This is a genomic window from Streptomyces aquilus, from assembly GCF_003955715.1.
Classification (GTDB): domain Bacteria; phylum Actinomycetota; class Actinomycetes; order Streptomycetales; family Streptomycetaceae; genus Streptomyces; species Streptomyces aquilus.
Genome location: NZ_CP034463.1, coordinates 2,812,122 through 2,831,756, shown reverse-complemented (window position 1 = coordinate 2,831,756; position 19,635 = coordinate 2,812,122). Strand labels below are relative to the sequence as shown.

17 protein-coding genes are annotated in these 19,635 nt (G+C 70.6%); 9 read left to right on the top strand and 8 right to left on the bottom strand.

What is annotated here, in order from left to right; all coding sequences use genetic code 11:
- Positions 1-19: 19 nt before the first annotated feature.
- Entirely contained in the window at positions 20-1,147 is a 1,128-nt protein-coding gene (corA, locus tag EJC51_RS13115; RefSeq protein ID WP_126271239.1) for a magnesium/cobalt transporter CorA, read from the bottom strand.
- Positions 1,148-1,413: 266 nt separating this feature from the next.
- Here corA and EJC51_RS13110 point away from each other — a divergent pair, with 266 nt between their 5' ends.
- Positions 1,414-2,208 carry a methyltransferase gene (locus EJC51_RS13110; RefSeq protein WP_126271238.1) on the top strand — a complete coding sequence of 265 codons (795 nt, stop codon included), beginning with the start codon at positions 1,414-1,416 and terminating at the stop codon, positions 2,206-2,208.
- 170 nt (positions 2,209-2,378) lie between these two features.
- Here EJC51_RS13110 and EJC51_RS13105 read toward each other — a convergent pair whose 3' ends face one another.
- The 5 genes from EJC51_RS13105 to EJC51_RS13080 all read right to left on the bottom strand — a co-directional run bounded on the left by EJC51_RS13105 (position 2,379) and on the right by EJC51_RS13080 (position 7,520).
- Positions 2,379-3,314, bottom strand: coding sequence for a carbohydrate kinase family protein (locus EJC51_RS13105; RefSeq protein ID WP_126276928.1), 936 nt, complete (start codon positions 3,312-3,314; stop codon positions 2,379-2,381).
- Between the two features lie 29 nt (positions 3,315-3,343).
- Positions 3,344-4,264 (bottom strand): pseudouridine-5'-phosphate glycosidase, encoded by a 921-nt coding sequence (locus tag EJC51_RS13100; RefSeq protein WP_208870701.1) that lies wholly within the window; start codon positions 4,262-4,264, stop codon positions 3,344-3,346.
- Positions 4,265-4,495: 231 nt separating this feature from the next.
- Entirely contained in the window at positions 4,496-5,728 is a 1,233-nt protein-coding gene (gene fdhA, locus EJC51_RS13090; protein WP_126271237.1) for a formaldehyde dehydrogenase, glutathione-independent, read from the bottom strand.
- A gap of 256 nt (positions 5,729-5,984) precedes the next feature.
- Positions 5,985-6,539 (bottom strand): methylated-DNA--[protein]-cysteine S-methyltransferase, encoded by a 555-nt coding sequence (locus EJC51_RS13085; RefSeq protein WP_079308814.1) that lies wholly within the window; start codon positions 6,537-6,539, stop codon positions 5,985-5,987.
- Between the two features lie 105 nt (positions 6,540-6,644).
- Complete coding sequence (locus EJC51_RS13080; RefSeq protein ID WP_126271236.1) at positions 6,645-7,520, bottom strand: glycerophosphodiester phosphodiesterase; 876 nt, start codon at positions 7,518-7,520, stop codon at positions 6,645-6,647.
- A gap of 290 nt (positions 7,521-7,810) precedes the next feature.
- Between EJC51_RS13080 and EJC51_RS13075 the strand changes: the two genes are divergently transcribed.
- The 7 genes from EJC51_RS13075 (at position 7,811) to EJC51_RS13045 (ending at position 16,623) form a co-directional block, all read left to right on the top strand.
- Positions 7,811-8,680, top strand: a complete 870-nt coding sequence (locus EJC51_RS13075; RefSeq protein ID WP_126271235.1) for an MHYT domain-containing protein — start codon at positions 7,811-7,813, stop codon at positions 8,678-8,680.
- Between the two features lie 39 nt (positions 8,681-8,719).
- Positions 8,720-10,855 carry an excinuclease ABC subunit UvrB gene (uvrB, locus tag EJC51_RS13070; RefSeq protein WP_126271234.1) on the top strand — a complete coding sequence of 712 codons (2,136 nt, stop codon included), beginning with the start codon at positions 8,720-8,722 and terminating at the stop codon, positions 10,853-10,855.
- Positions 10,856-11,007: 152 nt separating this feature from the next.
- Positions 11,008-11,586 carry a TerD family protein gene (locus tag EJC51_RS13065; RefSeq protein WP_126271233.1) on the top strand — a complete coding sequence of 193 codons (579 nt, stop codon included), beginning with the start codon at positions 11,008-11,010 and terminating at the stop codon, positions 11,584-11,586.
- A 91-nt stretch (positions 11,587-11,677) separates the two neighbouring features.
- The gene (locus EJC51_RS13060; RefSeq protein WP_126271232.1) at positions 11,678-13,786 is read left to right on the top strand and encodes a TerD family protein; all 2,109 of its coding nucleotides are present in this window, start codon (positions 11,678-11,680) and stop codon (positions 13,784-13,786) included.
- A gap of 234 nt (positions 13,787-14,020) precedes the next feature.
- Entirely contained in the window at positions 14,021-15,022 is a 1,002-nt protein-coding gene (locus EJC51_RS13055; RefSeq protein ID WP_126271231.1) for a TerC/Alx family metal homeostasis membrane protein, read from the top strand.
- A 128-nt stretch (positions 15,023-15,150) separates the two neighbouring features.
- A complete protein-coding gene (locus EJC51_RS13050; RefSeq protein WP_126271230.1) occupies positions 15,151-15,453 on the top strand; it encodes a hypothetical protein in 303 nt (100 codons plus the stop codon).
- A 69-nt stretch (positions 15,454-15,522) separates the two neighbouring features.
- Positions 15,523-16,623, top strand: a complete 1,101-nt coding sequence (locus EJC51_RS13045; RefSeq protein WP_126271229.1) for a calcium:cation antiporter — start codon at positions 15,523-15,525, stop codon at positions 16,621-16,623.
- 16 nt (positions 16,624-16,639) lie between these two features.
- Here the strand turns inward: EJC51_RS13045 and EJC51_RS13040 are convergent, their stop codons facing one another.
- Positions 16,640-17,953 (bottom strand): MFS transporter, encoded by a 1,314-nt coding sequence (locus tag EJC51_RS13040; RefSeq protein WP_244362601.1) that lies wholly within the window; start codon positions 17,951-17,953, stop codon positions 16,640-16,642.
- A gap of 51 nt (positions 17,954-18,004) precedes the next feature.
- Positions 18,005-19,051 (bottom strand): S66 family peptidase, encoded by a 1,047-nt coding sequence (locus EJC51_RS13035; protein WP_126271228.1) that lies wholly within the window; start codon positions 19,049-19,051, stop codon positions 18,005-18,007.
- A 103-nt stretch (positions 19,052-19,154) separates the two neighbouring features.
- Between EJC51_RS13035 and aroQ the strand changes: the two genes are divergently transcribed.
- A complete protein-coding gene (gene aroQ, locus EJC51_RS13030) occupies positions 19,155-19,628 on the top strand; it encodes a type II 3-dehydroquinate dehydratase (protein ID WP_126271227.1) in 474 nt (157 codons plus the stop codon).
- Positions 19,629-19,635 lie beyond the last annotated feature (7 nt).

Genomic DNA, 19,635 nt, shown 5'->3' with positions numbered 1-19,635 from the left:
CCGTCGTCCACGGGCGTGCTCAGAGCCAGCCGTTGCGCCGGAAGCCGCGGTACAGCACCAGGCACGCCACGGATATGACGCCGAGGACCATGGGGTAGCCGAACGTCCAGCGCAGCTCCGGCATGTGATCGAAGTTCATGCCGTACACCCCGCAGACCATCGTCGGCACGGCGACGATCGCCGCCCACGCCGTGATCTTCCGCATGTCCTCGTTCTGCGCGACCGTCACCTGGGCGAGATGTGCCTGGAGGATCGAGTTGAGGAGTTCGTCGAAGGCGGCGATCTGCTCCTTGGCGCGCAGCAGATGGTCGGAGACGTCGCGGAAGTACGCCTGTATCTCCGAGCTCACCACCCGTATCGGACGCGTGGACAGCTCCTCGATCGGGCGGGTCAGCGGCACCACGGCCCGCTTCAGTTCGAGGAGTTCACGCTTGAGCTGGTAGATGCGGCCCGGGTCGGTCCGCGCGCCGTCCGGCGAGAAGACGTCCGTCTCGACCTGGTCGATGTCCGCCTGGACCGCGTCCGTGACGTTCAGATAGTCGTCCACCACATGGTCCGCGATCGCGTGCAGCACCGCGGCCGGTCCCTTGGCCAGTTGCTGGGGGTCCGCCTCCAGTTCCTCGCGCAACGGGCCCAGCGAGCCGTGCATGCCGTGGCGCACGGTGATGACGAAGTCCTCGCCGACGAACACCATGATCTCGCCGGTGTTCACCACCTCGCTCGTCGCCGTGAGCTCCTCGTGCTCCACGTAGCAGACGGTCTTGAACACCGCGAACAGCGTTTCGTCGTACCGCTCCAGCTTGGGACGCTGATGCGCCTCGATCGCGTCCTCCACCGCCAGCGGGTGCAGTTCGAACAGCTCCGCGATGCCCGCGAACTCCTGGTCCGTCGGCTCATGGAGGCCGAGCCACACGAAACCGTCCCCGTGCTTGCGCACCCGCTCCACTGTGTCGACCAGGTCGCCGCCGCCCGGGACCCTGGACCCGTCCCGGTACGACACGCAGTTCACGACCGAGGAGCCCAGCGGTGACCGGGCGGGATGGCTCAGGTCCACACGCGGGCGGCGCCGCGCCAGCCTCGCCACCCTGCGGAGGCCGCCGACCCTGCCGAGGCTCGTGACCTTCCGCAGATTCCCTGCCATGGACATCTGGATCTCCTTGCGTGGATCCCCGCTCGCCGCATTGCTGCGCCCTGGCGTGCCAGTGTGCCAGCCCTGCGTGAAACGCGGGTAAGCCTGTGGGAGCAGGGCATTCCGCTTTGTTCCCGCCTGTGGACGACGGGTTTCCGGCCCGGCGCGGGACACTCGGGTACCCCGCGTAGAGTTGCGTCGCCGTGCTGTCGCATGCGGCGCCGTGCTGTCGTATCGGAGCGTCGACCACCATGCACAAGCCGGACAACTGGGATGATCGCGACATGATGCGAACCGACGGCTATCTCCTCGACAACCGGCAGACCGAGGCGGGAGAGCGCTTCGACGCCTTCGCCTCCCTCTTCGACCCCACGACGTTCCGGCACCTCGAAGGATTCGGCATCGGACCCGGCTGGCGCTGCTGGGAGGTGGGGGCCGGAGGTACGTCCGTGGTGTCCTGGCTGGCCAAGAAAGTGGGGCCGACCGGCAGGGTCGTCGCGACCGACATCGACACCTCCCGGGTCGCCCCGGCCGCCCGGCCGCCGGTGGAGGTGCGGGTCCACGACGTCGGTGCGGAGGAGCCGCCGGGGGAGGGCTTCGACCTCGTGCACGCCAGGCTCGTACTCGTCCATGTGCCGGACCGGGAGCGGGCGTTGCGGTCGATGGTGGAGTCCCTGCGGCCCGGCGGACGGCTGCTGATCGAGGACGCCGACCCCGCGTTGCAGCCCCTGACGTGCCCCGACGAACACGGTCCCGCCGAGCAGTTGGCGAACCGGCTGCGCACCGGTTTCCGCCGACTCCTCGCCGACCGCGGCGCCGACCTCTCCTACGGCCGCCGACTCCCACGCCTGCTGCGGGAGGCCGGTCTGCGCCGCGTGGAGGCCGACGCGTACTTCCCGCTGACCTCACCGGCCTGCGCGGCCCTGGAGTCCGCCACGATCCGCCAGATCCGCACCGACCTCGTCACGGCGGACCTGGCCACGGACGAGGAGATCGACCGGCATCTTGCGAACGTCGAGTCCGGGGCGATGGATCTCGCTACGGCGCCGATGATTTCTGCGTGGGGGCGGAAGGCGTAGGGGGTGGGTGGAGGTTGGTCGAGGTGGCCGGGCGGAGGCGAGCCAGGGTTGCCCGGACGTTCGGGTAGCGGGTCGTCCTCGCTCCGCCGGTGCTACGCGGCTGGGCGTCCCGCCGGTGCTACGCGGGTGGGCGTCCCGCCGGTGCTACGCGGGTGGGCGTGTCGTCGGTGTTACCCGGGCGGGCGGGTCGCCGGTGGTCGGGCTCCTACCGCCTCGACCGCCCTCGCCCCCGCCCGGCATCCTTCCCGCGTCGCGTCCTCGGGCTCGGCGCCGGTGAGGAGGGTGGCGAGGAAGGCGCCGGTGAAGGCGTCGCCGGCCCCGGTCGTGTCCGTGGGAGTGGCCGGGACCGCGGGGATGCGGGCGGACACGGTGCCCGAGCGGGCCACCAGCGCACCGTCCGCGCCCAGCTTGGTGACCACCAGCGGAACATGACGGCTGAGCTTGGCCGCCGCGTCCTCCGCGTCGGGCAGCCCCGTCAGCAGGCAGGCCTCGTCGCGGCTGGGCAGGAGCACGTCGATCCCCTCCACCAGCGTGAGGAACCGGTCGACACCCAGCTCCACGAGGAAGCCCGCCGACGCCGGATCCAGACTCACCGGTACCCCACGCGCGCGTGCCGCCTCCAGAGCCACCTCCACGAACGCCCGGCTCCCCGCGGAGAACAGCAGATACCCCGACAGATGCAGCCGGGTCACCCCGTCGAGCAGTGCGTCGGACCAGTCGTCCGGAGTGAGCCGCAGGGACGCCCCGCTGTCCGTGACCAACGTCCGCTCGCCGGCGGCGCTCGTGTCGACGAGACAGATCACCGTGCCGGTCGGCGCCTCCGGGTCGACGACGAGACGGGGTCGTACGCCGCACAGGCTCAGCTCCCGCTCGTGCCAGGCTGCCGCATCCGCGCCCACCCGCCCGAGCAACCGGACCTCGCCCCCACCCCAATGGGCCGCCCAACAGGCCACGTTGGCACCGGCCCCACCAGGCAGCGTCCGAATCGCCGCGACGGTGTCCGTACGTGCCGCGAGCGGCCCCCGATGCCGCGCGACGATGTCGGTGATGACGTCCCCGACAACCAGCAGCGCCCCGGCTCCCTCGCCCCGCCCCCCGGACACCATCTCGTCCCCGGTCCTCCCCGCGCTCACCCCTACGCCTCGGCCCAAGCCCAGGCCGCCGCGATCCGCCCCGCCAACCGCACATTGCCCCGTACCGCCGCCAGATTGGCCTCCAGCGAGGCGCCGTCGGTGTGTCGTACCAGGTAGTCGAGGAGGAACGGGGTGACCCCCTGGCCCGTGATGCCCCGTTCCTCGCAGGCGTGCAGGGCGTCGGCCAGTACGCGCGCGTGCAGGTCGGGGTCCAACTGCTCCGCTTCGGGGACGGGGTTGGCGATGATCAGCGCCGACTCCGGTCCGGCCACGGCGTCCTGAGCCCGCATCACCGCCGCCACCTGCTCGGGAGACTCTAGCGTCCAGTCCACCGGGTGTCCCGAGTCCGACAGGTAGAAGCCGGGGAACCGATCCGTGCCGTAGCCGGCCACGGCGACGCCCAGCGTCTCCAGCCGTTGCAGGGTCGCCGGCACGTCCAGGATCGACTTCACGCCCGCGCACACCACCGTGATCCGCGTCCGCGCCAGCAGCCCCAGGTCGGCCGACTCGTCCTGCGTCACCGTCCACTCCCGGTGCACCCCGCCGAGCCCGCCCGTCGCGAACACCCGGACGCCCGCCAGCGACGCCAGCTGTGCGGTGGCCGACACCGTGGTCGCCCCGCTCACCCCGGCGGCCACCGCCAGCGGCAGATCGCGATGGCCCAGCTTGCGGATGCCGTCCTCGTTCGCGACCCGCTCCAACTGCTGCTTGTCCAGGCCGACATGGGGCCGCCCGTCCAGCACCGCGATCGTCGCGGGAACGGCGCCCTCGCGCCGTACGACGTCCTCCAGTTCCAGCGCCACCTGGAGATTGCGCGGCCGCGGCAGCCCGTGCGCGATGATCGTGGACTCCAGGGCCACCACGGGTCGACGCGCGTCGATCGCCTCGCGCACTTCTTCGGAAACCACCAGCACCACGCGCATGCCTCCTGTCGATCGTCCTTCCCTCATCTCTGGCGGGCGGCACACCCGGCCAAACCCTTGCGAGCCGTGGGAGACGACACCGGCCTGGGGTGCATGGCGGGCAATTCGCCATGTTTCTTTCATGTCGTCCTCTGGGGGCGGGACCCGGTGGCGTCGGCTGACTGCTACGAGAGCGCTGATCGGCGCGCGAGGGGGCCCATGCGCGTGGGCCCCCTCCTCGGGCGACAGCTGTCAGACCGGCTGTACGCCCTTGAGCGCCCCGTGCGGGTCGAGCACGTACTTGCGGCTCGCGCCCTGGTCGAACTCGGCGTAGCCGCGCGGCGCGTCCTCGATGCCGATGACCGTCGCGTTGACCGCCTTGGCGATGTGCACGCGCTCGTGCAGGATCGCCATCATCAGGCCCCGGTGGTACCGCATCACCGGGCACTGTCCGGTGGTGAACCGATGGCTCTTGGCCCAGCCGAGCCCGAGCCGCACCTTCAGCGTCCCGGACTTCGCGTCCTCGTCGACCCCGCCGGGGTCGTCGGTGACGTACAGGCCGGGGATGCCGAGGGCGCCGCCCGCGCGGGTGAGCCCCATCAACGAGTTGAGGACGGTGGCGGGCGCCTCCGGGGCCTCGGGGCCATGGGCCCGGGCCTCGAAGCCGACCGCGTCGACCGCGGCGTCCACCTCGGGCTCGCCGAGGATCTGCTCGATCTGCTCGCCCACGCTGCCGCGCGAGACGTCGACGGTCTCGCAGCCGAAGCTGCGCGCCTGCGCGAGCCGCTCGGCGTTGAGGTCGCCGACGATGACGACGGCGGCGCCCAGCAGCTGCGCGGCCGCGGCCGCCGCCAGTCCGACCGGCCCCGCCCCGGCGATGTACACCGTCGAACCGACACCGGCGCCCGAACTCACCACGCCGTGGAAGCCGGTCGGGAAGATGTCCGACAGCATGGTCAGGTCGAGCAGCTTCGCGCGAGCCTGGTCCCGGTCCGGGAACTTCAGCAGGTTGAAGTCCGCGTACGGCACCATCGCGTACTCGGCCTGGCCGCCGACCCAGCCGCCCATGTCGACATAGCCGTAGGCCGCCCCGGGCCGTGCCGGGTTGACGTTCAGACAGATGCCGGTGGCGCGCTCCTTGCAGTTGCGGCACCGGCCGCAGGCGATGTTGAACGGTACGGAGACGATGTCGCCGACGTCGATCGTCTCGACGTCCGGCCCCCGTTCGACGACCTCTCCGGTGATCTCGTGTCCGAGGACCAGTCCCTCGGGCGCGGTCGTCCGCCCGCGCACCATGTGCTGGTCGCTGCCGCAGATGTTGCTGGCGAGGACCTTGAGGATCACTCCGTGCCGGCACTTGCGGCCGACGTTCTCGGGTGCGACCCCCGGTCCGTCCTGGACTTCCAGCGTCGGGTGGTCGATGGTCCTGACCTCCACCGCTCCCGGCTTGAGATACGCGACTGCCCTGTTCCCGCTTCCACTCATGCGTGATCGCCGTCCCTTCGGCTCCGAAGTCTTCGGATGCCAGTGGCTGTGCGCATGGCGGAGTCTGCTACCGCGTCGGCCTTCCGGCCAGCCGTCGCGCGCGGACCGGAGACGGTCGTTGCCTGGAACAGCGGTCCGGAGACGGTCGTCGCCTGGAACAGCGGACCCGAGACGGTCGTCGCCTGGAACAGCGGACCCGAGACGGTCGTCTCCTGGAACAGCGGACCCGAGACGGTCGTCTCCTGGACCAGTGGTCCTAGAACAGCGGTTCGGGGAGCACGCCCTCCAGGGCGAGCAGCTTCCGCTTGGTCTCCAGGCCGCCCCCGAACCCGCCGATCCCGCCGTCGCTCTCCACGACCCGGTGGCAGGGCACGACCACCGGCAACGGGTTGGAGCCCATCGCCACCCCGACCGCCTGCGCCGCGCCCGGCTGACCGACCCGGCCGGCCAGATCGCCGTACCCCACGACACTGCCGTACGGCACCCCGGCCGCCAGCTCGCGCAGCACCTGGCGGTTGAAGCCGGAGATCAGCGACCAGTCCAGGGACAGCTCGAAATCGCGCCGCCGGCCCGCGAAGTACGCCTCGACCTGGCGTATCGGCTCGGCCAGCAGCGGGGAGCCGGGCGCCTCGACGGGCTCGCTGCCCAGACGGGAGGCGAGCCGGTCCAGTGCCTTGTCGCGCACCGGGTCGGTGGCGTGGAACACGACGTTGACGAGGCCCGCGCGGGTCGCGGCCAGCAGCAGGGGGCCGATGTCGGTGCCGACGACGGCCCATACGACCTGCTGCTCGTTCTGCCCATGGCTGTCCATGCGCCCACCGTACGACCCACCACTGACAACGCCCCGCGGAGCGGACCCGCGGGCCTCGGCCCGCCCGGAGCCGGGTGGCGCGGGGCCCGCCCGGCCCGGCGCGTCTCAGGACCCGCCGGTCGCGTCCCGCACCACGTCCGGCTTGTTGCTGATGATGCCGTCCACGTCGTACCCGGCGACCCGGCGGGCCGTCTCCGCGTCGTTGACGGTCCAGGCGAAGACCTTCAGCGGTTTGTCGTGCGCCCCGTCGAACGCGTGGACGGCGGCGACGTACCCGGGGGAGATGGTGCTGTACGACGGGTTGATCTGGTCGGTGAACGTCGCGTACGTCGACAGGTTCGCGACGGACGGCGTACCCAGGATGGCGGTCTTGACGCCGGGCTTCAGCGCGTGGACGGTGCGCACGCTGTCCGCGCTGAAGCTCTGCACGATCAGCCGGCTCGCGCGGTGCGCCTGGTCGAGCCAGCCCTCGTCGGAGAGGACCTTCAGGGTCTGCTGCTCGATGCCCGGGTAGAGGGCGGGGTTCTTGATCTCCAGGAGCAGGTTCTGGTTGTTGCGCTCCACCCGGCGCATGTACTGCTCCAGGGTCGGTACGCGCGCGCCCGCGTAGGAGGCGCCGAACCAGCTGCCCGCGTCGAGGCGCGCGATCTCGGCGGCGGTGAAGTCCTTCACCTTCCAGGGTGCCCGGCCCGGGAACACCTCCTCGACGTCGGTGGTGCGCTGGAGGCTGTCGTCGTGGATGACGACCAGCTCGCCGTCCTTGGTGCGCTGGACGTCGTTCTCTACCCAGTGGATGCCCAGCCTGGCCGCCGCGTCGACGGCGGCCAGGGTGTTCTCCGGCGCGTAGGCGGAGGCGCCCCGGTGGGCGATGACCGTGGGCGGTTCACCGTCCTCGGCGGCCCGGACGCCGGAGGAAGGCAGCAGGAGGGCGGCGGTCCCCAGAAGCGCGGTGGTCGTGGCGGCAACGGCGCGCGCGTGCATGCGTACTCCTTGCGTCGAGCGTGCACGGACAGCTCCACTGTGACAGCAGAGGGTCAACAGCAGCGGAGTACAGAATGGCCACAGATTGAATGGAGTTGCCCAACTCCGCTCACGGGTGCCGCACAACTGCGGCAACGGCGTGGCAAGGGCGTGTTTCTTTGCCGGAAAATCGTTCGACCATTCCGGTGGGGGTCATACTCTTCGCCTCGACCCTGACCGCTCCAGCGGTCCTGGGAAGGGGCGCTTTTCAGCACATTCCGGGACGCAAGAAGGCGGAAGGGTAGCCGCGCATGCAAGGCACGGTCGACGGATTCAGCTACGGACTCGTCACACCGCTGGTGGCCTACCTCATGGCTTGCCTGGGAGGCGCCCTCGGCCTGCGCTGCACCACCAGATCCATGCTGGTCTCGAACTCGTGGCGGCCGGGCTGGCTCGCCCTCGGCGCCGCCGCGATCGGCTCCGGCATATGGACCATGCATTTCGTCGCCATGATGGGGTTCACCGTCAAGGGCGCCCCGATCCACTACGACAAGCCGACGACGTTCGCGAGCCTCGGCGTCGCGATCGTCATGGTGGGCGTCGGGATCTTCATCGTCGGCTACAAGGGCGCCAGGGGAACGGCCCTGTTCACCGGGGGCACCATCACCGGGCTCGGCGTCGCCTCCATGCACTACCTGGGCATGGCCGGCATGCGGCTCAACGGGAACCTGGAGTACAACACGCTCACGGTCACCGCCTCCGTCGTCATAGCCATGGTCGCCGCCACCGCCGCACTGTGGGCGGCCGGCCAGGTCAGGGGGCTGATGTGGAGCGTGGGCGCGAGCCTCGTCATGGGGCTCGCCGTCAGCGGCATGCACTACACGGGCATGGCCGCCCTCAGCGTCCATCTGCACGGCGGCTCCGCCGCCCCGTCCTCGGGCGACTCGCCCGCGGAACTGCTCGCGCCCATGATGGTCGGCCCCCTCGCCTTCCTGCTGATCGCCGGTGTCGTCGTGATGTTCGACCCGCTGATGGTCATGGGCAAACCCGACTGGGCCCCCGTCGAGAACAAGCCAGGTATCCCGGCCCACGCCGAGGCCGCGCACACCGCCCGCCGCCCGACGATCCGCACCCGCCGCGGTGTCGGCCACCGAAGCTCCCGCACCCCGCAGAACCGCTGATCGGACCGCGTTGTCAGTGGGGGGTCGTACGGTGGTTCCATGCGGCCCGTTTCCCACATCGAACGCACGGTGGCGCCCTTCGAGGTCGTCAGCCCCTACCAGCCCAGCGGTGACCAGCCGGCGGCCATCGCCGAGCTGGCCAAGCGCATCGAGGCCGGTGAGAAGGACGTCGTCCTCCTTGGTGCGACCGGCACCGGCAAGTCCGCCACCACCGCGTGGATGATCGAGAAGCTCCAGCGGCCCACCCTGGTGATGGCCCCGAACAAGACCCTCGCCGCCCAGCTGGCGAACGAGTTCCGGGAGCTCCTGCCCAACAACGCCGTCGAGTACTTCGTCTCGTACTACGACTACTACCAGCCCGAGGCCTACGTCCCGCAGTCGGACACCTACATCGAGAAGGACTCCTCGATCAACGAGGAGGTCGAGCGCCTGCGCCACTCCGCGACCAACTCGCTGCTCACCCGCCGTGACGTCGTCGTGGTCGCCTCGGTCTCCTGCATCTACGGCCTCGGCACCCCGCAGGAGTACGTGGACCGGATGGTCCCCCTCAGGGTCGGCGACGAACTCGACCGCGACGAGCTGCTGCGCCGCTTCGTGGACATCCAGTACACGCGCAACGACCTGGCCTTCACCCGCGGCACCTTCCGGGTCCGCGGCGACACCATCGAGATCTTCCCGGTCTACGAGGAGCTCGCCGTCCGCATCGAGATGTTCGGCGACGAGATCGAGGCGCTGTCGACCCTCCACCCGCTCACCGGCGAGATCATCAGCGACGACCAGCAGCTGTACGTCTTCCCGGCCTCCCACTACGTCGCCGGTCCCGAGCGCATGGAGCGGGCCGTCAACGACATCGAGAAGGAGCTGGGCGAGCGCCTCGCCGAACTGGAGAAGCAGGGCAAGCTCCTCGAGGCCCAGCGGCTGCGCATGCGCACCACGTACGACCTGGAGATGCTCCGCCAGATCGGCTCCTGCTCCGGTGTCGAGAACTACTCGATGCACTTCGACGGCCGCCGGCCCGGCTCCCCGCCCAACACCCTGCTCGACTACTTCCCGGACGACTTCCTGCTCGTCATCGACGAGTCGCACAACACCGTCCCCCAGATCGGTGCCATGTACGAGGGCGACGCCTCCCGCAAGCGCACGCTGGTCGACCACGGCTTCCGGCTCCCGTCCGCGCTGGACAACCGGCCCCTGAAGTGGGAGGAGTTCCAGGAGCGCATCGGGCAGACCGTCTACCTGTCGGCCACCCCGGGCAAGTACGAGCTCTCCCGGGCTGACGGCGTCGTCGAGCAGATCATCCGCCCCACCGGCCTGATCGACCCCGAGGTCGTCGTCAAGCCCACCGAGGGCCAGATCGACGACCTGGTGCACGAGATCCGCACCCGCACCGAGAAGGACGAGCGCGTCCTGGTCACCACGCTCACCAAGAAGATGGCCGAGGACCTCACGGACTACTTCCTGGAGCTCGGCATCCAGGTCCGCTATCTCCACAGCGACGTCGACACCCTGCGCCGCGTCGAACTGCTGCGTGAACTGCGCTCCGGTGAGTTCGACGTCCTGGTCGGCATCAACCTCCTCCGTGAGGGTCTCGACCTGCCCGAGGTGTCCCTGGTGGCGATCCTCGACGCCGACAAGGAGGGCTTCCTGCGCTCCGGCACCTCACTGATCCAGACCATCGGCCGCGCGGCGCGCAACGTCTCCGGCCAGGTCCACATGTACGCCGACAAGATCACCCCGGCGATGGCGAAGGCCATCGACGAGACCAACCGCCGCCGGGAGAAGCAGGTCGCGTACAACACCGAGCGCGGCATCGACCCCCAGCCGCTCCGCAAGAAGATCAACGACATCGTGGCCCAGATCGCCCGCGAGGACGTCGACACCGAGCAGCTGCTCGGTTCCGGCTATCGCAAGCAGAAGGACGGCAAGGGTGCCAAGGCCCCCGTGCCCGCCCTCGGCGGCAAGGCGGCGGGCGGCAAGGCGGCCAAGGGCAAGGCCAAGGCGACCGTGCCGACCGACCGGCCCGCGGCCGAGCTCGCCGAGCAGATCGAGGAGATGACCGCGCGGATGCGCGCCGCCGCCGCCGACCTCCAGTTCGAGATCGCGGCCCGGCTGCGCGACGAGGTCTCCGAGATGAAGAAGGAACTGCGCCAGATGCGGGAGGCGGGTATCGCCTGACGGACATGCGACGCCCCTGTTGTACGCGCAGTGTTGCAAGACCGACACAAAGTGCGGCCCCGGGTAGCGGCACTGTCAGTGCTCCTGCGTAGGGTTCTGGTCAACCGCGGACTCCGCGGCAACAGGGGACAGTTCGAGAGGGGAATCAGCGCGTGACCGTCAACATGACCAAGGGTCAGGCCATCAGTCTGCAGAAGAACGACGGCGGCAGCCTGACCGCGGTGCGCATGGGTCTCGGCTGGCAGGCGGCCCCCCGTCGCGGCCTGTTCGGTTCGCGCACCCGCGAGATCGACCTGGACGCCTCCGCCGTGCTGTTCGCGGACAAGCAGCCCGTCGACGTCGTCTTCTTCCGCCACCTGGTGAGCGACGACGGCTCGGTGCGTCACACCGGTGACAACCTCGTCGGCGGTGTCGGCCAGGGCGGCGACGACGAGGCGATCCTCGTCGACCTCTCGCGCGTCCCGGTCCACATCGACCAGATCGTCTTCACCGTGAACTCCTTCACGGGCCAGACCTTCCAGGAAGTGCAGAACGCGTTCTGCCGCCTGGTCGACGAGACCAACGGCCAGGAGCTGGCCCGCTACACGCTCGCGGGCGGCGGCGCCTACACGGCCCAGATCATGGCGAAGGTGCACCGCACCGGCGCCGGCTGGACGATGACGGCGCTCGGCACCCCGGCCAACGGCCGCACCTTCCAGGACCTGATGCCGGCGATCCTGCCGCACCTGTAGGCCGCCCGGCCAGGGCCCGTGACGCCGGCCTGACCCGGCGGACGGGCCCTGGCGGCACCCGACACCGAATGCGATACAGGGGGACGAAGGCATGACGGCCGAGCTGGTGCGGGGGCAGAACCACCCGCTCTCCCAGGCCCGCCTCGAGATCCGGGTCTCGGCCGGCAAGCCGGTCGTCGCCGGCGCGACGCTCAGCGACGAGCACGGCAAGGTCCACGGCGTGGAGTGGGTGGCCCACCCGGGCGCCCCCACCCTGCCGGGCCTGGAGGTCTCCCGGCAGGCCGCCGCCGACCACCGTCTCGCGGTGGACCTCGGTGCCATGCCGGAGGCCGTGCACCGGATCAGCGTGCTGCTCGCCCTGCCCACCGGAGTGGGCGGACCCGTCCGGTTCGGTGGCCTCGCCGCCCCCTTCCTCGCGGTCACCGGCCTCGACGGCTCCGAGGTCGCCAACTACACCATCACCGGCCTGGAGGCCGAGTCCGCCGTCGTCGCCCTGGAGCTCTACCGCCGCCAGGGCGCCTGGAAGGTCCGCGCCGTCGGTCAGGGATACGCGGGCGGTCTCGCCGACCTCTTCGCCGACCAGGGCCTGCCCGAGGCCCACCAGCTGGCCGCCGGCATCAACGACGCCGTGGCCCAGGGCCTCGCCCGCTCGGTGCAGGCCCCCCGCACGACCGACGGCGACCGCACGCGACACGCGGCGACCCCGAACCTCGGCGCCGACCAGGGCGGCGCCGCGACTCAAGGCGCCGTACCGCCGCCTCCGCCCGTGTCGCCGTACGGCACCCAGGCATCGGGCACTCCCGGACAGCCGCCGGTCTCGCCGTACGGCCCCTCGGCTTCGGGCACTTCCGGCCAGTCGTCGGTCTCGCCGTACGGCCCCTCGGCTTCGGGCACTCCCGGACAGCCGCCCGCCTCGCCCTACGACCCCCCGGCCGCCCCGGACCCGTCCGCCGCCCCGCAGCCCGGCTCCACCACCGGCGGCCCCGTCGACTACAGCCACCCGCGCCGCCAGACCACCGCCCCGCCGCCACCCCCGCCGACCGCGCCCCCGGCCCAGCTCGGACAGCCCGCGCAGCCCGTCGCGGGGGACGCGACCGGCTGGTCCATGGACGAGCGGCTCTACAACCAGGTGTGGGGCATGTTCGAGGACCTGGCCCGCACCATGGCCGCGTACCGCAGCGCCGTCGACTTCGCCGACTCGCGTATGGAGAAGGAGCTCGACCAGGCCCTGTCCGACCCGCGCAGCAGGATCGGCGGTCAGAGCGACGCGGCGCGCGAGACGGCCCACGCCAAGCACACCCAGCTCGTGGACCAGGCCCGTGCGGTCCTGGACCGGGACCTCGCGCAGCTCGCCGCCGAGGCCGACGTCGTCGAGCCCGCGCTGCCCGCGGCCTACGCCCGCTGGGACAACCCCGTCTGGCACGGCTACCGGGTGCCGATGGAGATCCCCATGGCCCTGCGCCTGGGCGACCTGCATCTTCCCGAGGCGCCGCAGCTGCGCATCCCGATGCTGGTCAGGCTGCCGCTGGAGCGCGGGCTGTGGATCGACAGCGGACGGGCCGACTCGCTCGACGGCTCCTTCACCGACTCCCATGAACTCAAGCGGCTGGCGATGGAGTCGGCGGTGGCGCACGCGGCCCGGCTGCTCGCCGTCTATCCGGCGGGCGAGTTCACCGTCCACGTCATCGACCCGGCGGGCTCCGGAGGGCAGGCGCTCGTCCCGCTGGTGCAGAGCGGTGTGCTCGCCGGCCCGCCGGCCCTCGGCGCGGCCGGTGTCGTGGACGTCCTGTCCCGGCTCACCCAGCGCGTCGACCTGGTGCAGATGGCGGTGCGCGGAGGGGCGCCCGACGCGCTCCCGCCGGGCTTCGACACCTCCGAGCAGCTGCTGATCGTCAACGACTTCCCGCACGGCTTCGACGACCGCGCCGTGACCCAGCTGCGCTACCTCGCGGACGAGGGTCCGGCGGTCGGCGTCCATCTGATGATGGTCGCGGACCGCGAGGAGGCCGCCGCGTACGGCCCGTTGCTCGACCCGCTGTGGCGTTCGCTGCTGCGACTGAGCCCGGTCCCCGACGACCATCTCGCCGACCCGTGGGTGGGGCACGCCTGGACGTACGAGCCCTCGCTCGTACCCCAGGGCAGCCAGGTGCTCCAGCAGGTGCTCAACCAAGTGGCGGCCGCCCGTGCCAAGTACGCGTAAAGGCTCCTGACCAGCTACTTTGACCTTTCTTTTGCCAATCGCTTTACCTTTCCTTGGTGATTGGGGTACCGTTTTCCTCGCGGAGGGGAGTACTCCCTGTCGACTGCGGCGTACCCGTCAATACGGAACAGATCCCATGGATCTGCTCCCGGGGCGTCGGCCCATCCTGGGTGGAAGAGACCTCCGGCAGCGCGACGACGCTGTTATTTGCCGTTACGTAATGCCGGAGGATCAGTGGATGTTTCCGTGACCCTGTGGGTCCTGACCATCGTGGGCCTCGCCGCCCTCATCGCGGTCGACTTCTTCATCGGCCGCAAGCCGCACGACGTCTCCATCAAGGAAGCCGGAATCTGGACCGTCGTCTGGATCGCCCTGGCCGGCCTCTTCGGCCTCGGCCTGCTGATCTTCGGCGGCGGCCAGGCCGGTGGAGAGTTCTTCGCCGGCTTCATCACCGAGAAGTCGCTGAGCGTCGACAACCTCTTCGTCTTCGTCCTGATCATGGCGAAGTTCGCGGTGCCCTCGCAGTACCAGCAGCGGGTGCTCCTCGTCGGTGTCCTCATAGCCCTGGTCCTGCGGGCGATCTTCATCGCCGCGGGCGCAGCCATCCTCGCCAGCTTCGCGTGGGTCTTCTACCTCTTCGGCGCCTTCCTGATCTGGACCGCCTGGAAGCTCATCCAGGAGGCCCGGGCCGACGAGGAGGACGAGGAGTTCGAGGAGAACAAGCTCCTCAAGGCCGCCGAGCGCCGCTTCGGCGTCGCCGACCGCTACCACGGCACCAAGCTGTGGATCGTGCAGAACGGCAAGCGGGTCATGACCCCGATGCTGGTCGTGATGCTCGCGATCGGCACCACCGACGTGCTCTTCGCCCTCGACTCCATCCCCGCGATCTTCGGCCTGACCCAGGACCCGTACATCGTCTTCACGGCCAACGCGTTCGCCCTGATGGGTCTGCGTCAGCTGTACTTCCTCATCGGCGGCCTGCTCAAGAAGCTGGTCCACCTCAGCTACGGCCTGTCGATCATCCTCGGCTTCATCGGCGTCAAGCTGGTCCTGCACGCACTTCACGAGTCCGGGGTCCACGTCCCCGAGATCAGCATCCCGGTCTCGCTCGGCGTGATCTGCGGTGTCCTCGTCGTCACCACGATCACCAGCCTCCGTGCCTCCAAGAGGCAGGCGGCGGCCGAGGCGGCGCAGACGCGGAGCGATGGCGCTCCGAAGGACAGCATCGACGCCTGACCACGTCGGACGTAGGAACAACCAGCACCGGGAGCGGCGTATGGCCGATTGCCGCTCACCGCTCCCGGTGCTTGCTTTGTTCTGAGCGCGTTCCCCGCTCGGGGACGCCCCGGCCGACGGAGGCAACCATGAAGTTCGTGCAGATCATCGACTTCGAAACGGAGCGGCTCGACGAGATGGAGCAGCTGCTCGAAGGCGCCCGGCAGCGCATGGAGGGCCAGGAAGGCGGCCCCACCCACCGCATCCTGCTGAAGGACCGCGACACGCCCGGACGCTACCTCGCCGTGATCGAGTTCGAGTCCTTCGAGGAGGCGATGCGCAACAACGAACGCCCCGAGACGAGCCAGATGGCCGAGCAGTTGGGCGCGTTGTGCACCCGGGCGCCGCGCTTCGTCAACTGCGACCTGGTGGACTCGCGCGAGCTGAAGTAGCTCGAACCGCCGTATGAGGCCCCGCGGCACCGAAATGCGGGGCCTCCGTACCTTTGGGAGGATCCCTGCATGATCGTTCGGCTCAGGTCGCTCACCACCCAGTGGACGATCCTCGTGCCGGTGCTCGCGGTCGTCCTCCTGGCGTTCACCTGGGGACGCGACCTGCCGGGCGCGGTCGTCGCCCTGGTGACGCTGGTCCTCGCGGGGGCGGTCCTGGCTGCCGTGCATCATGCGGAGGTCGTCGCCCACCGGGTCGGTGAACCCTTCGGCTCGCTCGTCCTCGCCGTCGCCGTCACCATCATCGAGGTCGCGCTGATCGTCACCCTCATGGCCGACGGCGGCGACAAGAGCTCGACCCTCGCCCGGGACACGGTCTTCGCGGCCGTCATGATCACCTGCAACGGCATCGTCGGCCTCTGCCTCCTGGTCGCCTCCCTGCGGCACGGCCTCGCGGTCTTCAACCCCGAAGGCACCGGCGCCGCCCTCGCGACCGTCGCCACCCTGGCCACCCTCAGCCTGGTGCTGCCGACCTTCACCACGAGCAAGCCGGGCCCGGAGTTCTCCGGCGTCCAGCTGACCTTCGCCGCACTGTCCTCGCTGGTCCTGTACGGCCTGTTCGTCGCGACCCAGACCGTACGGCACCGCGACTACTTCCTCCCCATCACCCGCCAGGGCGAGGTCATCACCGCCGACGACCACGCCGACGCGCCCTCCGCCCGCACCGCCCTCATCAGCCTGAGCCTGCTGGGCCTCGCCCTGATCGGCGTCGTAGGACTGGCCAAGGGCGTGTCGCCCACCATCGAGTCCGGCGTGGAGGCCGCAGGACTGCCGCATGCCGTCGTCGGCGTGATCATCGCCCTGCTGGTGCTGCTGCCCGAGACCATCGCCGCGCTGCGCTCGGCCCGCCGCGACCGTGTTCAGACCAGCCTCAACCTCGCGCTCGGTTCGGCGATGGCCAGCATCGGCCTGACCATTCCCGCGGTCGCGCTGGCCTCCGTCTGGCTCTCCGGCCCCCTCGTCCTCGGCCTCGGCGCCACCCACATGGTGCTGCTCGCCCTCACCGTGGTCGTGAGCTCCCTGACCGTGGTGCCCGGTCGGGCCACCCCGCTCCAGGGCGGCGTGCACCTGGTGCTGTTCGCGGCGTATCTGGAGCTGGCGATCAATCCCTAGGCCACCCGTCGCCAACTCAGTCCAGAGCCGGCTCCGCCGCGCCCGCCACCACCAGGGCCACCGGCCGTGTCTCGGGCAGCAGCGCGAAACACCCCAGACTGAGCAGCGCGATCCCCGTCAGATACGCCCCCACCCCCCACGGCACCCGACCGCCCTGCTCGGCCAGCGCCGTCGCCACGATCGGCGTGAGCGCGCCCCCGAGGACCCCGCCGAGGTTGTAGCCGACCGCGGCACCCGTGCAGCGCACCCGCGGCTCGTACAGCTCCGGCAGATATGCGGCGATCACCGCGAACATGGTGATGAACGCGAGCATCGCGCCGAGGAACCCCAGGAACATCAGCGGGGGTTCACCGGTCGACAGCAGCGCGACCAGGGGGAACATCCACAGAGCCGCCGCCGCACACCCGGTCAGGCACAGCGGCCGCCGCCCGTACCGGTCGCCGAGCAGCGCCACCACCGGCGTGAGCGAGCCCTTCACCAGGACCGCCGCCATGATGCAGGCCAGCATGACGGTACGGCTGACGCCCAGCCGTTCCGTGCCGTAGGCGAGGGACCAGGTCGTCACGGCGTAGAAGATCGCGTACCCGATCGCGAGCCCGCCGGCCGTCAGCAGGACCAGCCGCCAGTGGTCGCGCGCGACCTCGACGAGCGGCACGCGCGCGTGGTCGTCGAGGGCGAGGAAGGACGGGCTCTCGGCCAGCGACGACCGTAGCCGCAGCCCCGCCAGGGCCAGCACCCCCGCCGCCCAGAACGGCACCCGCCACCCCCACGACGCGAACTGCGCCTCGGTCAGGGTCGCCGACAGCACCAGCATCACGCCGTTGGCGAGCAGGAAGCCCAGCGCGGGCCCGACCTGCGGGAAGCTCGACCACAGGCCGCGCCGCCCGGCCGGAGCGTGCTCCGCCGTCAGCAGCACCGCGCCGCCCCACTCCCCGCCGAGCCCCAGCCCCTGGAGGAACCGGAGCACGAGCAGCAGCAGGGGAGCGGCCACCCCGATCGAGCCGTACGTCGGCACACAGCCGACCGCGACCGTGGCGCCGCCGGTCAGCAGCAGCGACAGCACGAGGACCGGCCGCCGCCCGTGCCGGTCCCCGATGTGCCCGAACAGCACCGACCCCAGCGGCCGGGCGACGAACCCCACCCCGAACGTGCCGAACGCCGCCAGCGTCCCGGCCAGCGGCGAGAACGTCGGGAAGAACAGCGGCCCCAGGACCAGCGCCGCGGCGGTCCCGTAGACGAAGAAGTCGTAGAACTCGATGGCCGTCCCGGCGAGCGAGGCGGCCGCGAGCCGCAGCATGGAGGGCGCCCTTACGGTGCGTACGTCGTGCATGCCGCGTCAACTACCCACGGTGACGGTGGGTTACGGGGGCGTACGGGAGCTTCAGTAGGTGACCGTGATGCGCCGGGCGGGACCGTCGACGCGGACGAGCCCGCCGTAGGGGATGACCAGTTGGGGGTCGGTGTGGCCGAAGTCGACGTCGAAGACGATCGTGGTGTCGGGGGCGTACGTCCGCATCGCGCGCAGGACGGCCTCGCGCTGCTCGGCGGCGTAACGGGCGCCTTCCTCGGGGCTGTTGGGCCGCTCGAAGGACCAGGTCTTGGGGCGGCCCATCAGGAGCGCGGAGAAGCGCCGGAGCAGACCGCGCTCGCCCATGTTGCGCAGGGTGCGGAAGACCTCCGCACTGCTCGGCATGTCCTCGGAGGTCTCCAGGAGCAGCACACCGCCGTCGTACTCGCTCAGGTCGCGGGCGATCTCGCGGTCGGCCATCAGCAGCCAGCCCAGGATCTCCAGGCAGCCGCCCCAACTGCGGCCCTCGATCACCCGGTCGGGGTTCACCCAGGTCCAGCCGTCGCCGGGTTTGGTCTCCGGCTCCGCGTCGAAGGTCGCCGGGTCGGCCCAGTCCCGGTTGACGTCGTTCCAGCGCTCGGCGGGCCGGAGTTCGTACGCGCCGGAGGTGAACAGCGCCGCCCGCAGCGACTCGGCGGTCAGCGGGTCCATGGCGACGGGCCGTCCGAGCTGCACCATCACGGTCGCGCCGTGGTAGCCGACGATCCCGGTGTTGCTCAAAAAGGCCAGCAGATTGGTGTTGTCGCTCATCCCGAAGAACGGCTTCGGGTTCGCCCGGATCAACTCACGGTCCAGATACGGCAGTACGGTGATCTGGTCGTCGCCCCCGATCGAGGCCATGATCACCTTGATGTCCGGGTCAGCGAAGGCGGCGTTGACGTCGGCGGCCCGTTCCTGTGGGCTCGCACCCATCTTGCGGGTCGTCGGGTACTCGACCGGTTCGAGACCGAACTCCTCGCGCAGCCGCTCCAGGCCCAGTTCGAAGGGGCGCGGGAAGAGCCCGGGCAGTCCGGCGCCGGGCGAGATGACGGCTATGCGGTCACCGGGGGAGGGCTTGGGCGGGTACGAGATCGTCGTCATTCGGGGAGGGTACGGGCCGCACCGCGTCCGGCGCACCGTGATAAACCGGGTCTGAGCAGCGGTCTTCAACGGACCGCCCACCCGTCACCGGACCGGAGGAACCGTGCCCCGCACCCTGGCCAACGCCCCGATCATGATCCTCAACGGCCCCAACCTGAACCTGCTCGGGCAGCGTCAGCCGGAGATCTACGGCAAGGACACCCTGGCCGACGTCGAGGCCCTGTGCGCCAAGGCGGCGGCCGCGCACGGCGGCACGGTGGACTTCCGCCAGTCCAACCACGAGGGCGAACTGGTCGACTGGATCCACGAGGCGCGGCTCAACCACTGCGGCATCGTCATCAACCCCGGCGCCTACTCGCACACCTCGGTCGCCATCCTGGACGCGCTCAACACCTGCGACGGGCTGCCGGTGTTGGAGGTCCACATCTCCAACATCCACCAGCGCGAGACCTTCCGGCACCACTCGTACGTCTCCCTGCGTGCCGACGGTGTCATCGCGGGCTGCGGGGTGCAGGGGTACGTGTTCGGGGTGGAGCGGGTCGCGGCGCTGGTGGGGGCGGCGCAGGCCGAGGCGTAAGGACCGT